This window comes from Brachymonas denitrificans (assembly GCF_907163135.1).
Lineage (GTDB): Bacteria > Pseudomonadota > Gammaproteobacteria > Burkholderiales > Burkholderiaceae_C > Brachymonas > Brachymonas denitrificans_A.
On the sequence record NZ_CAJQUA010000001.1, the window covers coordinates 1,135,258 to 1,153,698 of the forward strand.

Here is an 18,441-nt window from a genome sequence, read left to right on the forward strand (position 1 = left end):
ATTGTACCTGCCAGCCGCCTCAGCCAGCCACTGTCACATCACGCGCAGCGGTCTGCTTAGTGCCTGCGTCATCGGTCCACACCATGTTCAGCGTGCCGGACTTGTCCGCCACGAACACGAACTCGATGTAGGGATCGATCGCCACCGAGATCTGCGGGTTCCATTCGAACAGCGGCTGACCACCGAGCGATGCCTCGAACCGGTTCACGATGTTGCGCAGAATGGCCTTGCCGCCATCGTCGTTGCGCAGGCCCGTTTCCATGCGATGCGTCACCTGCGCTCGCACGCGCACACGTTCGCCCTTGGCCGGGGTCGCATTGCTGATCCAGATACGTGGGGGTTTGATCATGCTTGCTCCTCTCTCACAGCCCGCAGCTGCCGGGTGCCACCTGGATGAACTGCCGCACCATCAGCACGCGGCCATCATTCATGCGTGCCAGGGCGCGGATATTCTGCGAGGCAATCAGACGCAGGCGAACCGCCGCCTCAGCCGTCCCCATGGCCGGGAAAAACCGGAAGCGGCTCGCCAGCGGCACCGGATTGCTCTCGGCAATCAGTATCAGCTCCTCGCACCAGTTCCTTGCGTCGATCGGCAAGGTCAAGCTCACCTTGATCGGCACCGAGGACGGGTTGTCGCCCAGCACCGGAAGGCCCAGCTTCAGGCCTTCGCCCAGCGGCTTTCCGCCCTTGAGAAAGTCATTCACCAGTGCAGTCACTGCCGGGCTCACCGGTGCATCCGCATTCTGCGCCAGCAACACCGGCGACAGCACGCCCAGCCCCGCCCCTGCCGCAGCGCCCTTCATCAGCTGGCGACGCATCGGCATCGCCAGCCCGCGCTCAGAACAGGAAGTCATCAAACCGCCCCTTGATCCAGGCAAAGTCTTCCTTCACCATCTCCGTGGTCCGCACATCGATGTCGACCTGCGTCTGGTGCACGTGGCCGCTGGCCTTGTCCACCTCATACTCGAACTTGACCGCAATTTCTTCCTGCGGATCGCCGTTCACCATCATGTAGCAGAGGTTGTCCGGCAGCCTTGCCACCACTTCCTTGCCAGCCACACGCTCCGAGATGTTACGCGCCACGATCTTGCCGATGGCGTTGGCCACGTGCCCGCTCTTGGGGTAGTAGCCGAACTGCGGCGAAATGGCACCCATCAGGTCGCCCACGAAATAAACGCGGTCGTCGGAGCGGGCCGTGTAGAAACGCGGATCCATGTCCGCCCAACCTGTCGGCTTGCCCTGCTCGGTCTTGCCGATCAGGCCGGCATGCCAGACCATGTCGGCCGCCTGGTGCTGTGGCATCAGGATGGCCTCGTCGAAGTCATATTCGCCAGCCGCAGTGACAATGCGCTTCTTGTACGGATCCAGGCTCTTCACGCCGGCATTCGGCACATGCGTGATGATCTCCGGATACAACTCCTCGAACGCCTGGCGGTAGCCCTCCCCGATCGGTCCGATCTTGGGCTTGGGATCCAGAATCACGATCTTGCCCGGAATTTTGTTCTTCTTGATATGCCATGCAATCAGGCAGGCACGTTCGTAGGGGGACGGCGGGCAGCGGTGCGGCGGCGGCGGCAACGTCATCACCAGCGTGCCGCGCTTGAAGTTCTTCACCCTGCTCTTCAGCGCCAGCATGCGGGCGTTGGGGATGTAGGCGCTGTTGAAGCGCTGGCTGGTATAGGCGATAGCTTCCCGGTCTTCACCCAGCCAGCCCTCGAAGTTGTCGCGGATACCGCCGGCCAGGATCAGGTAGTCATAGTCCAGCTGGCCATGCGCCGTACGCACGATACGCTTGGCGCGATCAAAGCCGCTGACCTCGGTCTGAATCAGGCGATAGCCATACTTGTTCGCCGCGTGCGACATGTCGTGGTGCACGAAATCGGTGTTGACAATGTCCACCAGCCACTTGTTGCTCATGGGGCCGGACCAGAACGTCGGGTTGCGCTCCAGCACCACGACATCGGCATTGGGAACCCACTGGCGCAGGTAGCGTGCAGCGGTGAGCCCACCCCAGCCGCCGCCACAGACGACGATGCGCGGCCCCTTGGCATGGCGAGGCAGCAAGCGGGTATCAGGAGTCAGGACGGCGGGAGCCGCCAGTGCGGACAAGGGTGTGCTCGCTGCGGCGCCCAGCGCAATAGCCGGCGGCGCAGCCATGAAGGTTCTGCGTTTCATAGTAAAGAATGAAGGTGTATGCAACAAAAGGGTGACAAGGCGACAGGGCAAGTCCCCGCCAGCAAGCTCGTCGCCCCCGATCATAGCCAGATTGAAGCCGGCTCCCGGGCCTGGCACCCTGAAAAATCAGGGACTTACCCTTGGTTCGATATCATCCGCCCCAGATATCGCCGGTAATGGCGCTGTACCAGCCTTGGCCGTACAGCGCCTCCATGCGGCGGAAACGGGCGTCTGCATCCAGCGGACTCACACCCCCCGAATCCGGTGCCTCGACCACCCGGCTTCCTTCGGCCTTGTAGACACCGGCAACGGAGATGCCGTAATCCGGCCCGATCAGGCTGTAGCAGGTATTGGAAAACGATGCCTGTGGCAACGCCTGGCCGCGCAGCTGCGCCGCAATCACGGCTGCCACCAGCTTGCCCTGCGTATTGGCCGCAAAGCCCGACTTCGGCATGGGAGCGGCAATGCTCGCATCGCCCACTACGAACACGTCCTGCACCTGGCTGGATTCGAAGGTGCCTCCATGCACCGGCACCCAGCCGCTTGCGTTGGTCACGCCGGCGCGTTCTGCGATCAGGCCCGCCTTCTGCGGCGGAATGACGTTGAGCACATCGGCCCGGTGCTTCTGGCCAAAGGCCGTCTCGACCTCGCGCCGGCGTGCATCCACGCGCACAACCTCGCCATCGTCCACCTGCCCCACCCATTCGATCATGTTGCCGTACAGCGCCTTCCAGCCCTGCATGAACAGTGCCTGCTTGGAGAACGCCGTCTTGGCATCGAGCAGGAGGATCTTGGACTTCGGCTTGTGCTGCCTGAAATAGTGCGCCACCATGGCCGCACGCTCATACGGGCCGGGCGGGCAGCGGAACGGATTCTCCGGAATCGTCATGATGAAGGTGCCACCATCCTTCATGGCCTGCAATTGGCGCTTGAGCAACTGCGTCTGCGCACCGGCCTTCCAGGCGTGTGGCGCATGCTCGGCGGCTGCCTGGTCATAGCCCTGCAGCTTGTTCCATTGCATGTCCACGCCGGGGGACAGCACCAGCTTGTCCCAGCGCAGGCTACTGCCGTTGGACAACTTCACCGTCCTGCCCCTGGCATCAAGCTGCTCTGCGCTCGCGTGCACCACCTCGATGCCCTGCTTGCGCAAGCCATCAAAGCCATGGCCGAGACTGTCCCACTCGCGCAATCCCGCCAGGTACAGATTGGAAAACGGGCAGGTGTAAAAGCGCTGCGCCGGCTCGACCAGAGTGATCTGCACATCCGGATGGTAGCGGCGCAGATAGCGCGCTGCCGTTGCCCCGCCAAAGCCTCCTCCGACCACCACCACGTGGGCAGATGCCTGGCGCGCCTGCACCAGCGCAGGAGCGCCCAGCAGCATGCCACCGGCCGCCATGCCGCCCAGAACCTGGCGGCGGGAGATGCTGTTGTCATGTGGTTTCATCGGGGCACCTCCGAAAAATATCCGGCGAGATCTCTCAACTCGTCCTCGCTGTAGCCTTTCATCAGGCGCGTCATCACCGTGGCACGCGGATCAATGCCGGCCTTGAAATCCTGCAAACGCTGCAACAGCCTGTCTTTCGGCTGACCGGCGATGGAGGGGATGATTCCGGGCGAACGGCCATCCGTGCCATGACAGTTGGCACAGGTGGCTGCCGCAACCGCCATGGACGACAAATGCGGCTGTTGCTGCGCCATCACCACAGCAGCCGGCGCCAGGCCCAGCAGCAAGGTCGCGATATGAACACTTGCGCTTCCGTAGCGCGCAAGCTTGAAAGGCGTTATTCCACGCCGGGGGGGAGATGAATGCAGATCCAACTGGACACCTCATGACTGATAACTGCGATGGCCGCCGGATCAAAGACGGCAGCCTGTCTGATGATTGCAAGCCGTATGCCCGCGTCGGGATCATAACTGTCTTGCCATGAGGAACCACGCCCTTCCAACTGTTCGTTCTATGCGTGGTTTTTTTAAAAAATCCTGGCTCCACCGCAAAAACTACGCTATACTTCGATGCTTCAGCGGCTGTAGCTCAGTTGGATTAGAGTACTTGGCTACGAACCAAGGGGTCGTGGGTTCGAATCCTGCCAGCCGCGCCAACATTGCAGAACGCCTATCCAGGCGTTTTGTTTTCCTTTCAGCGACTGTAGCTCAGTTGGATTAGAGTACTTGGCTACGAACCAAGGGGTCGTGGGTTCGAATCCTGCCAGTCGCGCCAGAAAGTTCAGAAACGCCTTGCAGCAATGCAAGGCGTTTTTGTTTTTTCCGCTCAGCGCTGGCTCAGCGCATTGCTCACCAGCCGTGAAGCGATGTCCACAATCTCCACCATGCGCTGATACGGCATGCGCACCGGCCCGATCACTCCCAGCGTGCCCACCACCGTGCCATCCACGCTGTAAGGCGCACTCACCACCGAGAGCTCCTCCACCGGCACCACCTGGCTCTCGCCGCCGATGTAGATATGCACGCCCGCCGCCTGGCTCGATTCGTCCAGCAGACGCATCAGTGTGGTCTTCTGCTCGAACAGGTCAAACGCGCGGCGCAACTGCGACATGTCGCTGGAAAAATCGCTCACAGACAGCAGGTTGCGCTCCCCTGCAATCACCACATCCTGCTCATGCTCCTGCATGGCCTCGGTGCTGGCCGCGATGGCGGCCTGCATCAGCGCGGCAATTTCACCACGCAGGGTTTCCACCTCGTCCTTCAGGCGCACGCTCACCTGCTCCAGTGCAAGCCCGCTGTAATGTGCGTTCAGATAATTGGCGGCTTCCACCAGCTGGCTCTGGTCGAAATCGGTTTCGGTAAACAGGACGCGATTCTGCACATCCCCTTCCGGCGAGACGATGATCACCAGCACCCGTTTTTCCGACAGGCGCAGGAATTCGATATGCCGAAAGACGGACCCGCGCCGCGGGCTCATCACCACGCCCACGAACTGCGACAGGCTCGACAGCATGTTGGCAGCATTGGCGATGACCTTCTGCGGCTGCTCGGGCGGCAGGGCGAGCGTGGGCATGGAAACGGACAGATGCGCCGGATCGGCCGTGAGCATGGTGTCCACAAACAGCCGGTAGCCGCGCGCCGTCGGGATGCGCCCTGCGGAGGTATGGGGGCTGGCGATCAGGCCCAGGTTTTCAAGGTCCGCCATCACGTTGCGGATGGTGGCCGGCGACAGTTCCAGCCCCGCGGTTTGCGAGAGCGTACGGGAACCCACGGGCTGGCCGTCCGCGATGTAGCGGTCGACCAGGGTCTTGAGCAGCAACTTGGCACGATCGTCGAGCATGGCGTCACATTTTAATGATCTAATGTAAGTATGAAGCCCCAATTTCACCACGTCGGACTGATTGGAAAATTCCTGCAAAGCAATAACCTGCAGCAGGCTTCTCATTCCGAAGGCACTCCCCCCGAAATCATGCTGGCCGTGGCCGAATGTCTGGAACGCAACGGCTGCCAGGTGGCCATGGAATTCCGCGCGGCCGAGATGACCGGCCTCAATGCCCGCTACCCCTCGCTGGAGATGGTCGAGATCGGCGAACAGTGCGATCTGGCCGTGGTGGTGGGCGGCGACGGTACCATGCTCGGCGCTGCGCGCACGCTGGCTCCTGCCAAGGTGCCGCTCATTGGCATCAACCAAGGACGCCTAGGCTTTATTACTGACATTCCCCTGGGCCGCATCTGTGAAACCCTGCCCCCCATGCTGCGCGGCGAATACATCGAAGACCACCGCAGCATGATGCTGGGCCAGGTCAAGCGTGGCGAAAGCACCGTGTTCGAGGCGATTGCCTTCAATGACGTGGTGATCAACCGCGGCAGCACGGCGGGCATGGTGGAACTGCGCATCGAGGTCGACGGGCATTTCGTGTCCAACCAGCGCGCCGACGGTCTGATCGTGTCCACCTCCACCGGCTCCACGGCCTATTCGCTGTCGGCCGGTGGTCCGCTGCTGCACCCGTCGGTGGCCGGATGGGTGCTGGTGCCGATTGCCCCGCACACCCTCTCCAACCGCCCCATTGTGCTCAGTGATTCGAGCGAAATCAGCATCGAGGTGGTCTCCGGCCGCAAGGCCAGCGCCAACTTCGACACGCAATCGCTTTCCTCGCTGCAATCCGGCGATCGCGTGGTGGTGCGCCGCTCGGATCACGAAGCTCTGTTCCTGCACCCGCGTGGCTGGAACTATTTCGACACCCTGCGCGAAAAGCTGCACTGGAACAGCGGGAGCAACTGACCATGGCGCTACGGCGTATTGCCCTGCAGGATTTCGTGATCGTGCAGGCTCTGGATCTGGACGTTCACAACGGCTTTACCGCGCTCACAGGCGAGACCGGCGCGGGCAAATCCATTCTGGTGGACGCCCTGCAACTGGTGATGGGCGCCCGTGCCGATGCCGGCTTCGTGCGCGAAGGCTGCAATCGCACCGACATCACTGCACATTTCGACATCACCCCTGCGCTGGCACCTCTGCTGGACGAATACGGCATCGAGGCGGATGCCGAAGAAGGCCTGCTGCTGCGCCGCGTGGTTGACAGCCAGGGCAAGAGCCGCGGCTGGATCAACGGCACGCCCGCCACCGCCACGCAGTTGCGTGCGCTGGGCACCCTGCTGGTGGACATCCACGGCCAGCACGCCTGGCAAAGCCTGATGCAGCCGGCAAGCACACGCGCCCTGCTCGACGGCTACGGCCGCATTGACACCACGGCCATCCGCACGCTCTGGCAGCAATGGCAAACTGCCCGCGAGCAGCTGGAGCAGGCCACCCAGGGCCAGGAACAGCGCCAGCAGGAACGCGAGCGCCTGCAGTGGCAGGTCGCCGAAGTCGACAAGCTCGGCCCCCAGGCCGATGAATGGCCCGAACTCAACAGCGAACACCAGCGCCTGGCCCATGCCCAGCAGTTGCTGGATGCCGCAGGCACCGCCCTGCAGGCACTGGAAGGTGAACAGCACGGTCTGCTCGACACCCTGCACACCGCCGTGCACGCACTGCAGGAGCAGGAGCATATCGAGCCGGCCTTTGCCGAATGGACTGCCCTGCTCGCCAGCAGCCAGACCCAGCTGGAAGAGGCCCAGCGTGGCCTGCACGCCTATCTGCACCGCACCGAACTCGACCCGGACCGCCTGGCCCAGCTGGACCAGCGCATGTCCGGCTGGATCTCGCTGGCACGGCGTTTCCGCGTGCAACCAGAAGAACTGGCCGCCACCTGGACCGGCTGGCAGCAGCAGCTGCAGGCGCTGGATGCCGCCGAGGATCTGGAGGCCCTGCAGCAAGCCGAACAGGGGGCCAGCGCCGCCTATCGGAAGGAAGCCACACGCCTGACCGGCCTGCGCAAGCAGGCGGCAGACCAGTTGGGCGAAAGCATCACCAGTGCCATGCAGCAGCTCGGCATGCAGGGCGGCCGCTTTGTGGTGGACGTTGCCCCGGCTGCGCAAGCCGGCAGCAGCGGCGCCGATGCCATCGATTTCCTGGTGGCCGGCCATGCGGGCAGCACGCCGCGGCCCATCGCCAAGGTGGCCTCCGGCGGCGAACTGTCCCGCATCGCACTGGCCATTGCCGTCACCACCAGCCAGCTGGGCACGGCGCCCACGCTGATCTTCGATGAAGTGGATGCCGGCGTGGGCGGCAAGGTCGCGCACACCGTAGGCCAGCTGATGCAGCAACTGGGGCAGGACCGGCAAGTACTGGCCGTCACCCACCTGCCGCAGGTAGCCGCGTGTGCCAACCACCATCTGCGCGTGTTCAAGACCGCGGGCGGCACGCAGCCCGCCACCGTCAGCAGCGCCGAAATGCTGGCCGAAAACGAACGCCTGCACGAAATCGCCCGCATGCTGGGCGGTGACGCCGAATCGTCCACCACCTTGGCCCACGCCGGCGAAATGCTGCTCAAGGCCCGATCCCGCACGCCCGCGTAATGCATCCGATCACTGGAAGCGACATGACCGAGACCTCCGCCCTGATCGCCCCCGAGCCGCAGACCGATATCCATCTGGTCATCATCAGCGGCATGTCCGGCTCCGGCAAGTCGATTGCGCTGCACGCACTGGAAGATGCCGGTTTCTACTGCGTCGACAACCTGCCTCCGGAGTTGCTGCTGCCATTCATCGAGGTCGAGAAAACCAAGGACGGCAACAAGATCGCCATCGCCATGGACGCGCGCAGCGCCACCTCGCTGCCACTGATTCCGGTACAGATCAACGCCTTGCGCCACAGCGGCATCCACGTGACGCCGCTGTTCCTGGACGCGAGCGACGAAACCCTGGTGCGCCGCTTCTCCGAAACACGCCGCAAGCATCCGCTCACCAAGGTCAGCACGCACGATCAGGTGCACGACCTGCGCGACGCCATCGCCCAGGAACGCCTGCTGCTCGCCGCCTACCGCGAACAGGCCGAGGTGATCGACACCACCATGACGCGCGCCTCGCAGCTGCGCAGCCAGATCAAGAGTCTGCTGGCCGTGCAGCACAGCCAGCTCACGCTGGTGTTCGAATCCTTCGCCTTCAAGCGCGGTGTGCCAACCGATGCCGACTATGTGTTTGACGTGCGCATGCTGCCCAACCCGCATTACGAGCCCGGCATGCGCGACCTGACCGGCCGGGATGCGCCCGTGATCGACTTCCTGCAGCAGCAGCCCGCGGTCACGCTGATGCGCCAGCACATCCGCGAATTCCTGCAGCACTGGCTGCCCGAGCTGTCCAACGACCATCGCAGCTATGTGACGGTCGCGGTGGGCTGTACCGGCGGCCAGCACCGCTCGGTCTATCTGGTGGAGCAGCTCTACAACGACTTCAAGGACGAGTGGGTGTGCATCAAGCGGCACCGGGAGATGGAGGCGGTCTGACGCGAAGCTGCCTGCCGAAAGACAGGCACCCTGCGTTCAGGCCACTCGACCAGGCTATACGCTCAATCCCATAGCTCGCGGGTGCCGGGCGCTGTTGCCTCCTGCTGTGCCTTCAGCCATTTGCGCAATGGTGCCGGCAGGCCCACCGTCTCCCAATCGGCAATCCAGCGGCCCTCCAGTCCAGCAAAGGGAACGGCTGGCGCAGGCTCTGCCACCACGTTGCCCTGCAATTCCAGCACGACGGGGTGCAGATAGAGATCCTTGTGCGTCAGCACATGCTTGAATGCCGGCAGATGCTGCAGCCTTGCCGCGCTCCCTGCCACCGCCTGTTGCAATGCCGACTCGTCCGCGAACAGCGGCACGCAATGCAGGCCGGCCCAGATGCCCTGAAGCGGCCTGCGCTGCAGCCAGATGCCCTGCGGTGAGTGCAGCACCAGCATCCACCAGTTCTCGGCAGAGCGCTTGAGCTTGCTGCTGCGCACCGGATAAACCAGCTGCGTGCCCTGCCCCGCCGCCACGCAGATGTCCTGCATCGGACAGGCGGCGCAGGCCGGCTGGCGCGGCGCGCAGATGGTAGCGCCCAGATCCATCAGGCCCTGGGTGTAGGCAGACATCGCATCCGGCCCCGCATCACCCGGAATCAGCGCGTTGGCCCGCTGCCACAAGGCGCGCACCGCCCTTACGCCGGACAAATCCTCGCCAAACCCAAGCACGCGGCTGAGCACGCGCTGCACATTGGCATCCAGGATGGAACTGCGCTCGCCAAAACAGAACGCTGCAATCGCAGCCGCCGTGGAAGGCCCGATGCCCGGCAGCGTCGCCAGCTCCGCACTGCTGCGCGGAAACTCGCCCCCATGCGTGCCGCACACCTCCTGCGCACAGCGCAACAGGTTGCGCGCCCGGCTGTAGTAGCCCAGCCCGCTCCACAAGGCCAGCACCTCGTCCTGATGTGCCTGCGCCAGCGCCTGCACATCCGGAAAGGCCTGCAGGAAACGCTCGTAATAGCCCAGTACCGTCACCACCTGGGTCTGCTGCAGCATCACTTCCGACAGCCAGACCCGATAGGGGTCGCGCGTCTGCTGCCAGGGCAAGCCGTGGCGGCCGTGGCGGCGCTGCCATTGCACCAGCCGCTCGAAGAACACACCCCCCAAGGATTCCGCCATCTCACGCCCCCTTGAAGCGCGAGGCCGGCATCTTCTGGCAGCGCGGACAGACGTAGGTGGAACGCTGTCCCTGGCGCAGCATGCGGATCGGCGTGCCGCATTCGCGGCAGGGCTGGCCGGCCCGGTCGTACACCATGGCCTGCAGCTGGAAATAGCCGTTGCGCCCTTCCGCGCTGGAAAAGTCGCGCAAGGTACTGCCGCCCTCGTCGATCGCCCACTCGATGATGTAGCGGATCGCTGCCCAGAGTCGCTCCACCTGCGGCCGCGTCAGCGCACGCGCGGGCGTGGTCGGATCGATACGCGCCCTAAACAGCGCTTCGGACGCATAGATATTGCCCACGCCAACCACCACATCCCCCGCCAGCAGCACCTGCTTGATCGGCGCGCTGCGCACCTTGAGCCGGGCGGCAAAGTACGGCAGGTCGAAGGCATCGTCCAGGGGCTCGGCCCCCAGGTGTGCCAGCAGCTTCTGCGCGCGCGGATCGCTCTCGGCCTGCATGTACATCACGGCACCGAAACGACGCGGATCATTCAGCCGCAGCAGGCCCAGGCTGGTATCCATCTCGAAATGGTCATGCACGCCTGGCGGCGGCAACAGCGTATCGAAGCGCAGACTGCCCGACATGCCCAGATGCACCATCAGCAATCCGCCACTCAGATCCAGCAGCAGGTACTTGCCGCGGCGGCGCACATCCTGCACCTCCTGGCCGAGCAGCACTTCCGGCTCGGCGCCCAGCGGCCAGCGCAAGGGCTTGCCCATGTGCACGCCGGCAACGCGCGCCCCTCGGATGCGGTCGACGAAACTGCGTCGCGTGACTTCGACTTCGGGCAATTCAGGCAAGAAAACTCCTCGGCACGGCGGCCCCACGGTTGCAACTGCATACGGACGCATCCCCCACTGCGCAGGCCTTGCGTCCAAGTTCCTTTATTATCCATGGGACGGTCGTCCGCCTTGCCCTGCAGGGGCAAGCGGCAGAGCTTACTTTCAGGACAACACCTTGCGCCTCTCGCCCATTGCCCTCAGCCTGGCCCTTGGCCTGGCAACGCTTTCCAGCCAGCCGGTGGTCGCAGCCCCGGCACGGCCTGCCGCCCTGTCGCCCGAGCGCACCAACACGCAGGTCGACGCCGACCGCCGGATTCGGCAGGATGCGGCACTCGACACCATCATCCTCAATTCCACCGCGCTCTACGATGCACTGGTTGGCGAGCTGTATTACCAGAGCCGCGAGCCTGGCAAGTCCTACGCCTACCTGATGGAGGCAGCGCGCCGCAGCGGCGATACCCGGCTCTATGCACGCGCTGCCGAGGTCGCCATCCAGGCACGCTCGCCGGATGCCGCGCTGCGTGCCGTGCAGGCCTGGCAAAAGCTCAAGCCCTCCGATTCCGAAGCCAGCAACTACCAGTTGCAGATCCTGCTGCTGCTCGGCCGTATCGAGGAAAGCGCCGGTCCGCTGGCCCAGGCCCTGAACAATGCCCCACCCGAGCGGCGCCTCAAGCTGATCCACGCCACCCCGGTGCTGTACGGCGAAATCCACAACCAGGAACTGGTATTGCGCACCGTGGAGCCGGTGCTGCAGACCTGGGCCGAACAGCCTGCCACGGCCTTTGTCACCAACATCAGCCTGGCGCGCATGCAACTGACCGCGCGCCAGTATGCACAGGCCATGGATTCGCTGGAGAAGGCGCGCGCCGCCCAGGTTCCTGCCGAGCGGCTGGGCACCGTGCTCCCCAACCACGAGTTGCCTGCCCTGGTGGCGCTCGATGTGATGCGCCTCTCGCGCACCACCACCCCCTACGCCGCCAGCCACGCGGAAGAATTCGTACGCCAGGCCGTGCGTCAGGCCGATGTGTCACAGGAACTGCGCATCAGCTACGCCAAGGTGCTGATCGAGTCTCGCCGCTACGATGACAGCCTCACCCAGCTGAAGGAGCTGCTGCGCAAGCATCCCGGCTACGCCATGGGCTGGCTGCTGCAAGGCGGCGTCCAGCTGCAGACCAGGCAATACAAGGCAGCCGAAAGCTCGCTGCAGCGCTACCTCACCCTGCGCAGGGTGGATGACAGCATTCAGCCGCACGGCGAAACCCCCTCGCTGCTGGGCATGGCCTCTGCCGGCAGCGACGTGCAGGCCTATCTGATGCTGGCCGAAATCGCCGACCAGCGCAACGACGCAGCTGCCGCAGCCAACTGGCTCAAGCGCATCCAGTCTCCCGCTGCACGCAACGCCGCCATCCTGCAGCGCGCCGAAGCACTCAACAACCAGGGCAAGCCAGAGCAGGCCCTGCAACTGGTCAACGCCCTGCCGGGCGACAGCGTGAAGGAACGCTCGCTCAAGGCGCTGGTGCAAGTGCAGATCCTCGAGACTGCCGACAAGCTGGCTCCCGCGGAAAAGGTTCTGGGCACCGCCCTGGCCGAAGATGCCGACAACGCAGAACTGCTCTATGCCCGCGGCATGATCCGCGAGCGCCTGGGCAACCGGGCCGGCGCCGAAGCCGACCTGCGCAAGGTCATCACCCTGAGCCCGGATACCCCGGCCGCCTACAACGCCCTCGGCTATTCTCTGGTCGAACGTGGCGAGCGGCTGGAAGAAGCACGCACGCTGATTGCACGCGCACTGGAACTGATGCCCAACAGCGGTGCCGTCCAGGACAGCATGGGCTGGGCCGAATACAAGCTCGGCCGCCTGAAGGAAGCCCGCCGCTGGCTGGAAAAGGCCTTCGACAACGAGCCCAATGCCGAAATCGCCGCCCACCTGGGCGAAGTGCTCTGGAAGCTGGGCGACCAGACCAAGGCGCGCGCCATCTGGCAGGAAGGCCTAAAGCTCGACGCCAAGGACGAGGTGCTGCTGCGCACCATGCAGGAGTTCGGCGTGAAGCCGGCACCATGAAACCGCCCTGCCCCCTGTTTAATCACTGATTTTTCCCATGAACGATTTCCCAGGCCTCAACCGCCGCCAGGCTGCCAGCCTGCTGACTGTTTCGCTGATCGGCGCCACGCTGGCCGGCTGCGCCACGCCGCCCCGCCCTGCCACGCCCGATGTTGCTGCCTCCACCTGGAGCGGCCGCCTGTCGCTCACGGTGGACCAGGAGCCGCCGCAGTCCTTCTTCGCCAGCTTCCTGCTCAAGGGCACACCGCGCCAAGGCACGCTGGACCTCTACAGCCCGCTGGGCAGCACCGTCGCCCAGGTGCGCTGGTCACCCACCGAGGCCATCGCCCAACAGGGCAAGATGGCACGCGAATATCCCTCGCTCGATGACCTGATCATCGACTTGACCGGTGCCAACGTGCCGGTGCCCGCCCTGTTCGACTGGCTCGCCGGCCGCAACACCAGCGTGCCCGGCTGGCAACCCGACCTGAGCCGCCAGCCCGAAGGCCGCATCAGCGCGCGCCGCCTGCAACCGCTGCCCACGGCGCGCCTGCAGGTCGTGCTGGACCAGAACCCGGCCTGACAGGGCGTTCCATGGCCGAAACCGCCTTTCACAAGCTCCCCGCTCCTGCCAAGCTCAACCTGTTCCTGCACGTGGTGGGCCGGCAGGACAACGGCTACCACCTGCTGCAGTCGGTCTTCATGCTGATCGACTGGCAGGACTCGCTCGACTTCACGCTGCAAGCCGGCGGCACCATCACCCGCACCGAAGAAAGCGAACTACCGCTGCCGGCCGAAGACCTCTGCGTGCGCGCCGCGCGCAAGCTGCAGCAGGCCACGGGCTGCACGCTGGGCGCCCATATCCACCTGCGCAAGCAGATTCCCGCCGAAGCGGGCATGGGCGGCGGCTCATCCGACGCCGCCACCTGCCTGATGGCGCTGAATCGCCTCTGGAACCTCCAGCTCTCGCCCGAACAGCTGGCCGCCATCGGCGTGGAGCTGGGCGCAGATGTGCCCTTCTTCCTGTTCGGGCGCAACGCCTGGGCCGAGGGCATCGGCGAGAAGCTGCAGCCGGTGGAACTGCCTGCTTCCCGGTGGATCGTGGCCAAGCCTGACCAGGGCGTGCCGACCGGACCCATTTTTTCTTCACCCGACCTGAAACGCGACACAAAACCTGCTACACTCTCGGCTTTCGTTGCAGACGCTGACCCGTTTCATTACGGACACAACGACCTGCAACCGGTCGCCGAAAGGCTTTGCCCGCCGATCACCCAGGCCATCGCCTGGCTCGATCAGCAAGGACTGCAGGCACGCATGACCGGTTCAGGCAGTGCAGTGTTTGCACAATTGCCCGCAGGGTTTGATGCCGACAAATTGCAACAGTCGGCCCCAGAAAAAAACTGGAAAATCAGAGTCTGCAGCAATTTGAGCCTCCATCCTCTGCTACAATGGAGAGCTTAACGAAACGCACAAACGCTGGTTGCTTGCAGCAGCTGGCGTGTGTAGGGGAGTAGCCAAGTCGGTTAAGGCACCGGATTTTGATTCCGGCATGCGAGGGTTCGAATCCTTCCTCCCCTGCCACACACCTTGTTCTCATCACCCAAAGTAAATCGGCCATCATCGTGTTTCCACTGTTGATGGCCTTTTGTATTGCCGGAAGCTGACATGCAAAACTTCGATTCCGATTTCCTCGTCTTCACCGGTAACGCCAACCCCAGTCTGGCGGAAGAAATCGTCAAATCGCTCGGCACCTCCCTGGGTGAGGTTCAGGTCGGCCGCTTCTCCGATGGCGAAGTCACCGTCGAGATCAAGCAGAACGTGCGCGCCCGCGACGTATTCATCGTCCAGCCCACCTGCGCCCCCACCAACGAAAACCTGATGGAACTGCTCATCATGGTCGACGCGCTCAAGCGTGCATCGGCCGAGCGCATCACGGCAGTCATTCCCTACTACGGCTACGCCCGCCAGGATCGCCGCCCGCGTTCCACCCGCGTGCCGATTTCCGCCAAGGTCGTGGCCAACCTGCTGCAGACCGTGGGCGTGCACCGCGTACTCACCATGGACCTGCACGCCGACCAGATCCAGGGCTTCTTCGACATTCCGGTGGACAACATCTACGCCTCCCCGGTGCTGCTGAGCGACCTGCGCCAGAAGAACTACGAAGACCTGATCGTGGTCTCGCCCGACGTGGGCGGCGTGGTGCGCGCACGCGCCCTGGCCAAGCAGCTGGGCTGCGATCTGGCCATCATCGACAAGCGCCGTCCCAAGGCCAACGTCAGCGAAGTGATGAACATCATCGGTGACATCGACGGTCGCAACTGCGTGGTGATGGACGACATGATCGACACCGCCGGCACACTCGTGAAGGCTGCCGAGGTGCTCAAGGAGCGTGGCGCCAAGAGCGTATACGCCTATTGCACGCACCCCGTGTTCAGCGGCCCCGCCATCGAACGTATCGTCCAGGGCACGGCGCTGGACGAGGTCGTCGTGACCAACACCATTCCGCTGTCGCCGCAGGCGCAGCAGTGCAAACGCATTCGCCAGCTCTCCGTGGCTCCGCTGATCGCCGAGACGATCACGCGCATTGCCCACGGCGAGTCGGTCATGAGCATGTTCTCGGAGTAATTCCACTCCGGAACCAATCGGGTGCACCGGATATCCGGTGCACTTTTACAACCTGGGTACACACTGGTCGCGGTGGTACCCCCAATGGAGAAAACCCATGAAAGTCGTCGCTTTTGAGCGCGCCAAGCAAGGTACGGGTGCGAGCCGCCGCCTGCGCAATGCTGGCAAGGCCCCCGGTATCATCTACGGTGGCACCGCCGAACCCCAGCTGATCGAGCTGGATCACAACGCCCTGTGGCACGCCCTGAAGAAGGAAGCATTCCACTCTTCCATCCTGGATCTGGAAGTTGCCGGCAAGACCAGCCAGGTCGTGCTGCGAGACGTGCAGTACCACCCCTACAAGCAGCAAGTGCTGCACGTGGATTTCCAGCGCGTGTCCGCTACCGAAAAACTGCAGTTCAAGGTGCCGCTGCACTTCCTGGGTGAAAACGACTCCCCGGCCGTCAAGCTGGAGCAGTGCATGGTCGCCTACATCGTGACCGAACTGGAAGTCAGCTGCCTGCCGGCCGACCTGCCCGAGTTCATCGAAGTGGACCTGACCAAGGTCGTCAAGGGCGACGTGGTCAAGCTGAGCCAGATCCAGCTGCCCAAGGGCGTGGAAGCCATCGCCCACGGCGAAGAAGACCCGGTGCTGGCCAGCGTTGTGGCCCCGAAAGGCCCCGGTGCCGACGAAGAAGCTGCCGAAGGCGAAGAGCCCGCAGCCGAGTAATTCCGGCCTGCATCGTCAGCAAGAAGCCCACTTCGGTGGGCTTTTTCATGCCCTGCACTTACACTATCTCGCCATGATTCAATTGATCGTCGGCCTGGGCAACCCGGGCCCGGAATACGAAGCCACCCGCCACAATGCCGGTTTCTGGTGGGCCGAAGCAGCAGCGCGCAAGCTGGGCATCACGCTCAACCAGGAGCGCAGCTATTTCGCCCAGGTGGGCCGCACCAACGTCGCCGGCCATCCGGTGTGGGTGATGCTGCCGCAGACCTTCATGAACCGTTCAGGCCAGGCTGTGGGTGCGCTGGCGCGCTTCTTCAAGATTCCGTCCGAGAACATCCTGGTGGTGCATGACGAACTGGACCTGGAGCCCGGCCAGGTCAAGCTGAAAAAAGGCGGCGGGCATGCCGGCCATAACGGGCTGCGCGACATCCATGCGCAACTGGGTACGCCGGACTACTGGCGCCTGCGCCTGGGCATCGGCCATCCTGGCGTGAAGTCCGAAGTGGTGAACTGGGTGCTGAAGAAGCCCTCGCTCGATCACCGCATTGCCATCGAGCAGGCCATCGACCACAGCCTGCGCGCCCTGCCCGACCTGCTGGCGGGCGACATGGTGAAGGCGACCAAGGACATCCATACGGCGCCTTGACGACGGCTGCCGCGCACCGATGGCGTGGCGCCTGCCTGCGTCAGGCGAGCGGCGCCCTGTACGCCGGGAGTCGCCCGGCCGAAATCAGCCGCGGCTCTTCAGGGTTTCCTGCTGCAGGCGCTCGTATTTCTGCATGAGCTGCTCGCGGCTTTCCACATGCTGCGGGTCGACCGGGATGCAGGCCACCGGGCACAGTTGCACGCACTGCGGCTCATCGAAGTGGCCGACGCATTCGGTGCACTTGTCCGGATTGATCTCGTAGATGTGCTCGCCCAGATAGATGGCTTCGTTCGGGCACTCGGGTTCGCATACATCGCAGTTGATGCAGTCGTCGGTGATGATCAGTGCCACAGTAGCCAGTCCTTCCTTTCAGGGGGTCCCTCGGTCGAAGGACAAAACGCCGCTATTATCGCAAGTGCGGCGGCGCCTTGCCGCCATTTGCTGTCCGTATCCACTTCTGCCTCATGGGTCTGTATCTTGCCAAACGCCTGCTCAGCCTGCTGCTGACCCTGCTGTTCACATCGGTGGTGGTGTTTGGCGTGCTGGAAGTGCTGCCCGGCAATGCCGCCCAGGTGATGCTGGGGCCGGACGCCAGCCCCGAAGCCGTGGCCGAGCTCTCGCGCCAGCTGGGGCTGCATCTGCCAGTGCATACGCGCTACCTGGCCTGGGCCGGCGGCCTGCTGCAGGGCGACATGGGCATCAGCCATGCCTACAGCAGCCCGGTCTGGCCGCTGATTGCCGAGCGGCTCGCACTCACCATCCCGCTGGCCGTGTTTGCCATGCTCATCACCAGCGTGCTGGCACTGGTGATCGGCATCTATGCGGCTTCTCGCCACAACAAGCCGGCCGATATCGCGGTGATGGGAATCAGCCAGATCGGCATGGCGGTGCCCAATTTCTGGTTTGCGATCGTGCTGATCCTGGTGTTTTCGGTGCAGCTGCAGTGGTTCAGCGCCGGCGGCTTCGATGGCTGGCGCGCAGGCTTCTGGAGCGGCTTGCAGAGCCTGTTGCTGCCGGCGATTGCGCTGGCGGTGGTGCAGACAGCGATTCTGGCGCGCATCACGCGCTCGTCGGTGCTGGAGGTGATGCAGGAGGATTTCGTGCGCACGGCACGCGCGCGCGGCCTGAGCGAGCGCGCGACACTGTGGCGCCATGTGCTGCGCAACGCCATGATTCCGGTGCTGACGGTGATGGGGCTGCAGTTTGCCAACCTGCTGGCGGGCACCATCGTGGTGGAGAACGTGTTTTTCCTGCCTGGGCTCGGGCGGCTGATTTTCCAGAGCATTGCCAACCGGGATCTGGTGGTGGTGCGCAACTGCGTGATGCTGCTGGCCGCGATGGTGATCGTGGTGAACTTCGTGGTGGATGTGCTGTATGCGGCGATTGATCCGCGCCTGCGCCACCGGGGGGGGAGCAGCCAGTGAACACG

At 64.0% G+C, this 18,441-nt stretch carries 19 protein-coding genes and 3 tRNA genes; 13 read left to right on the top strand and 9 right to left on the bottom strand.

Features of this window, described 5'->3' with window-relative positions; genetic code table 11:
* Positions 1-19 precede the first annotated feature (19 nt).
* From KKQ75_RS05290 to KKQ75_RS05310, 5 genes are all read right to left on the bottom strand, one after another.
* Positions 20-349: a thiosulfate oxidation carrier complex protein SoxZ gene (locus tag KKQ75_RS05290; RefSeq protein ID WP_213360800.1), complete on the bottom strand. Its 330-nt coding sequence runs from the start codon at positions 347-349 to the stop codon at positions 20-22.
* A gap of 13 nt (positions 350-362) precedes the next feature.
* Positions 363-854 carry a thiosulfate oxidation carrier protein SoxY gene (locus tag KKQ75_RS05295; protein WP_213360801.1) on the bottom strand — a complete coding sequence of 164 codons (492 nt, stop codon included), beginning with the start codon at positions 852-854 and terminating at the stop codon, positions 363-365.
* Positions 838-2,175 carry an FAD-dependent oxidoreductase gene (locus tag KKQ75_RS05300; protein ID WP_213360802.1) on the bottom strand — a complete coding sequence of 446 codons (1,338 nt, stop codon included), beginning with the start codon at positions 2,173-2,175 and terminating at the stop codon, positions 838-840. Before KKQ75_RS05300 ends, KKQ75_RS05295 begins: the two co-directional genes overlap by 17 nt.
* Positions 2,176-2,326: 151 nt before the next feature.
* Positions 2,327-3,619: an NAD(P)/FAD-dependent oxidoreductase gene (locus KKQ75_RS05305; protein WP_213360804.1), complete on the bottom strand. Its 1,293-nt coding sequence runs from the start codon at positions 3,617-3,619 to the stop codon at positions 2,327-2,329.
* Complete coding sequence (locus KKQ75_RS05310) at positions 3,616-3,906, bottom strand: c-type cytochrome (protein ID WP_250131009.1); 291 nt, start codon at positions 3,904-3,906, stop codon at positions 3,616-3,618. The genes KKQ75_RS05305 and KKQ75_RS05310 overlap by 4 nt, the downstream gene beginning before the upstream one ends.
* Before the next feature lie 290 nt (positions 3,907-4,196).
* On the opposite strand from KKQ75_RS05310, the gene KKQ75_RS05315 reads away from it, so the two are divergent.
* Positions 4,197-4,274: transfer RNA gene (locus KKQ75_RS05315), tRNA-Arg, on the top strand.
* A gap of 41 nt (positions 4,275-4,315) precedes the next feature.
* Positions 4,316-4,393: transfer RNA gene (locus tag KKQ75_RS05320), tRNA-Arg, on the top strand.
* Positions 4,394-4,444: 51 nt separating this feature from the next.
* On the opposite strand, the gene hrcA is transcribed toward KKQ75_RS05320, so the two are convergent.
* Complete coding sequence (hrcA, locus tag KKQ75_RS05325) at positions 4,445-5,458, bottom strand: heat-inducible transcriptional repressor HrcA (RefSeq protein WP_213360806.1); 1,014 nt, start codon at positions 5,456-5,458, stop codon at positions 4,445-4,447.
* A 30-nt stretch (positions 5,459-5,488) separates the two neighbouring features.
* Here hrcA and KKQ75_RS05330 point away from each other — a divergent pair, with 30 nt between their 5' ends.
* The 3 genes from KKQ75_RS05330 to rapZ are packed head-to-tail and all read left to right on the top strand — an operon-like array spanning position 5,489 to position 9,005.
* The gene (locus tag KKQ75_RS05330) at positions 5,489-6,400 is read left to right on the top strand and encodes an NAD kinase (protein WP_213360808.1); all 912 of its coding nucleotides are present in this window, start codon (positions 5,489-5,491) and stop codon (positions 6,398-6,400) included.
* Positions 6,401-6,402: 2 nt separating this feature from the next.
* Positions 6,403-8,079: a DNA repair protein RecN gene (recN, locus tag KKQ75_RS05335; RefSeq protein WP_213360810.1), complete on the top strand. Its 1,677-nt coding sequence runs from the start codon at positions 6,403-6,405 to the stop codon at positions 8,077-8,079.
* A 23-nt stretch (positions 8,080-8,102) separates the two neighbouring features.
* Positions 8,103-9,005: an RNase adapter RapZ gene (rapZ, locus tag KKQ75_RS05340; RefSeq protein ID WP_213360811.1), complete on the top strand. Its 903-nt coding sequence runs from the start codon at positions 8,103-8,105 to the stop codon at positions 9,003-9,005.
* A 62-nt stretch (positions 9,006-9,067) separates the two neighbouring features.
* On the opposite strand, the gene mutY is transcribed toward rapZ, so the two are convergent.
* Both mutY and mutM read right to left on the bottom strand, forming a co-directional pair.
* Positions 9,068-10,168, bottom strand: coding sequence for an A/G-specific adenine glycosylase (gene mutY, locus KKQ75_RS05345; protein ID WP_213360812.1), 1,101 nt, complete (start codon positions 10,166-10,168; stop codon positions 9,068-9,070).
* Position 10,169: 1 nt separating this feature from the next.
* Positions 10,170-11,009 carry a bifunctional DNA-formamidopyrimidine glycosylase/DNA-(apurinic or apyrimidinic site) lyase gene (mutM, locus tag KKQ75_RS05350; RefSeq protein ID WP_213360813.1) on the bottom strand — a complete coding sequence of 280 codons (840 nt, stop codon included), beginning with the start codon at positions 11,007-11,009 and terminating at the stop codon, positions 10,170-10,172.
* A 157-nt stretch (positions 11,010-11,166) separates the two neighbouring features.
* Between mutM and KKQ75_RS05355 the strand changes: the two genes are divergently transcribed.
* The 7 genes from KKQ75_RS05355 (at position 11,167) to pth (ending at position 17,012) form a co-directional block, all read left to right on the top strand.
* Positions 11,167-13,053 carry a tetratricopeptide repeat protein gene (locus KKQ75_RS05355; RefSeq protein ID WP_213360814.1) on the top strand — a complete coding sequence of 629 codons (1,887 nt, stop codon included), beginning with the start codon at positions 11,167-11,169 and terminating at the stop codon, positions 13,051-13,053.
* Between the two features lie 37 nt (positions 13,054-13,090).
* Entirely contained in the window at positions 13,091-13,615 is a 525-nt protein-coding gene (locus KKQ75_RS05360; protein WP_213360815.1) for a lipoprotein insertase outer membrane protein LolB, read from the top strand.
* A gap of 11 nt (positions 13,616-13,626) precedes the next feature.
* Entirely contained in the window at positions 13,627-14,493 is an 867-nt protein-coding gene (ispE, locus tag KKQ75_RS05365; RefSeq protein ID WP_213360816.1) for a 4-(cytidine 5'-diphospho)-2-C-methyl-D-erythritol kinase, read from the top strand.
* Between the two features lie 43 nt (positions 14,494-14,536).
* Positions 14,537-14,613 (top strand) — tRNA-Gln (locus KKQ75_RS05370).
* A gap of 84 nt (positions 14,614-14,697) precedes the next feature.
* Positions 14,698-15,657 (top strand): ribose-phosphate pyrophosphokinase, encoded by a 960-nt coding sequence (locus KKQ75_RS05375; protein WP_213360818.1) that lies wholly within the window; start codon positions 14,698-14,700, stop codon positions 15,655-15,657.
* Between the two features lie 97 nt (positions 15,658-15,754).
* Complete coding sequence (locus KKQ75_RS05380; RefSeq protein WP_213360819.1) at positions 15,755-16,366, top strand: 50S ribosomal protein L25/general stress protein Ctc; 612 nt, start codon at positions 15,755-15,757, stop codon at positions 16,364-16,366.
* Positions 16,367-16,439: 73 nt separating this feature from the next.
* Entirely contained in the window at positions 16,440-17,012 is a 573-nt protein-coding gene (gene pth / locus KKQ75_RS05385) for an aminoacyl-tRNA hydrolase (protein WP_213360820.1), read from the top strand.
* A gap of 84 nt (positions 17,013-17,096) precedes the next feature.
* Here the strand turns inward: pth and KKQ75_RS05390 are convergent, their stop codons facing one another.
* Positions 17,097-17,363 carry a YfhL family 4Fe-4S dicluster ferredoxin gene (locus tag KKQ75_RS05390; RefSeq protein WP_213360821.1) on the bottom strand — a complete coding sequence of 89 codons (267 nt, stop codon included), beginning with the start codon at positions 17,361-17,363 and terminating at the stop codon, positions 17,097-17,099.
* A 113-nt stretch (positions 17,364-17,476) separates the two neighbouring features.
* On the opposite strand from KKQ75_RS05390, the gene KKQ75_RS05395 reads away from it, so the two are divergent.
* On the top strand, positions 17,477-18,436 hold the full coding sequence (locus tag KKQ75_RS05395; RefSeq protein WP_213360822.1) for an ABC transporter permease: 960 nt from the start codon (positions 17,477-17,479) through the stop codon (positions 18,434-18,436).
* Positions 18,437-18,441 lie beyond the last annotated feature (5 nt).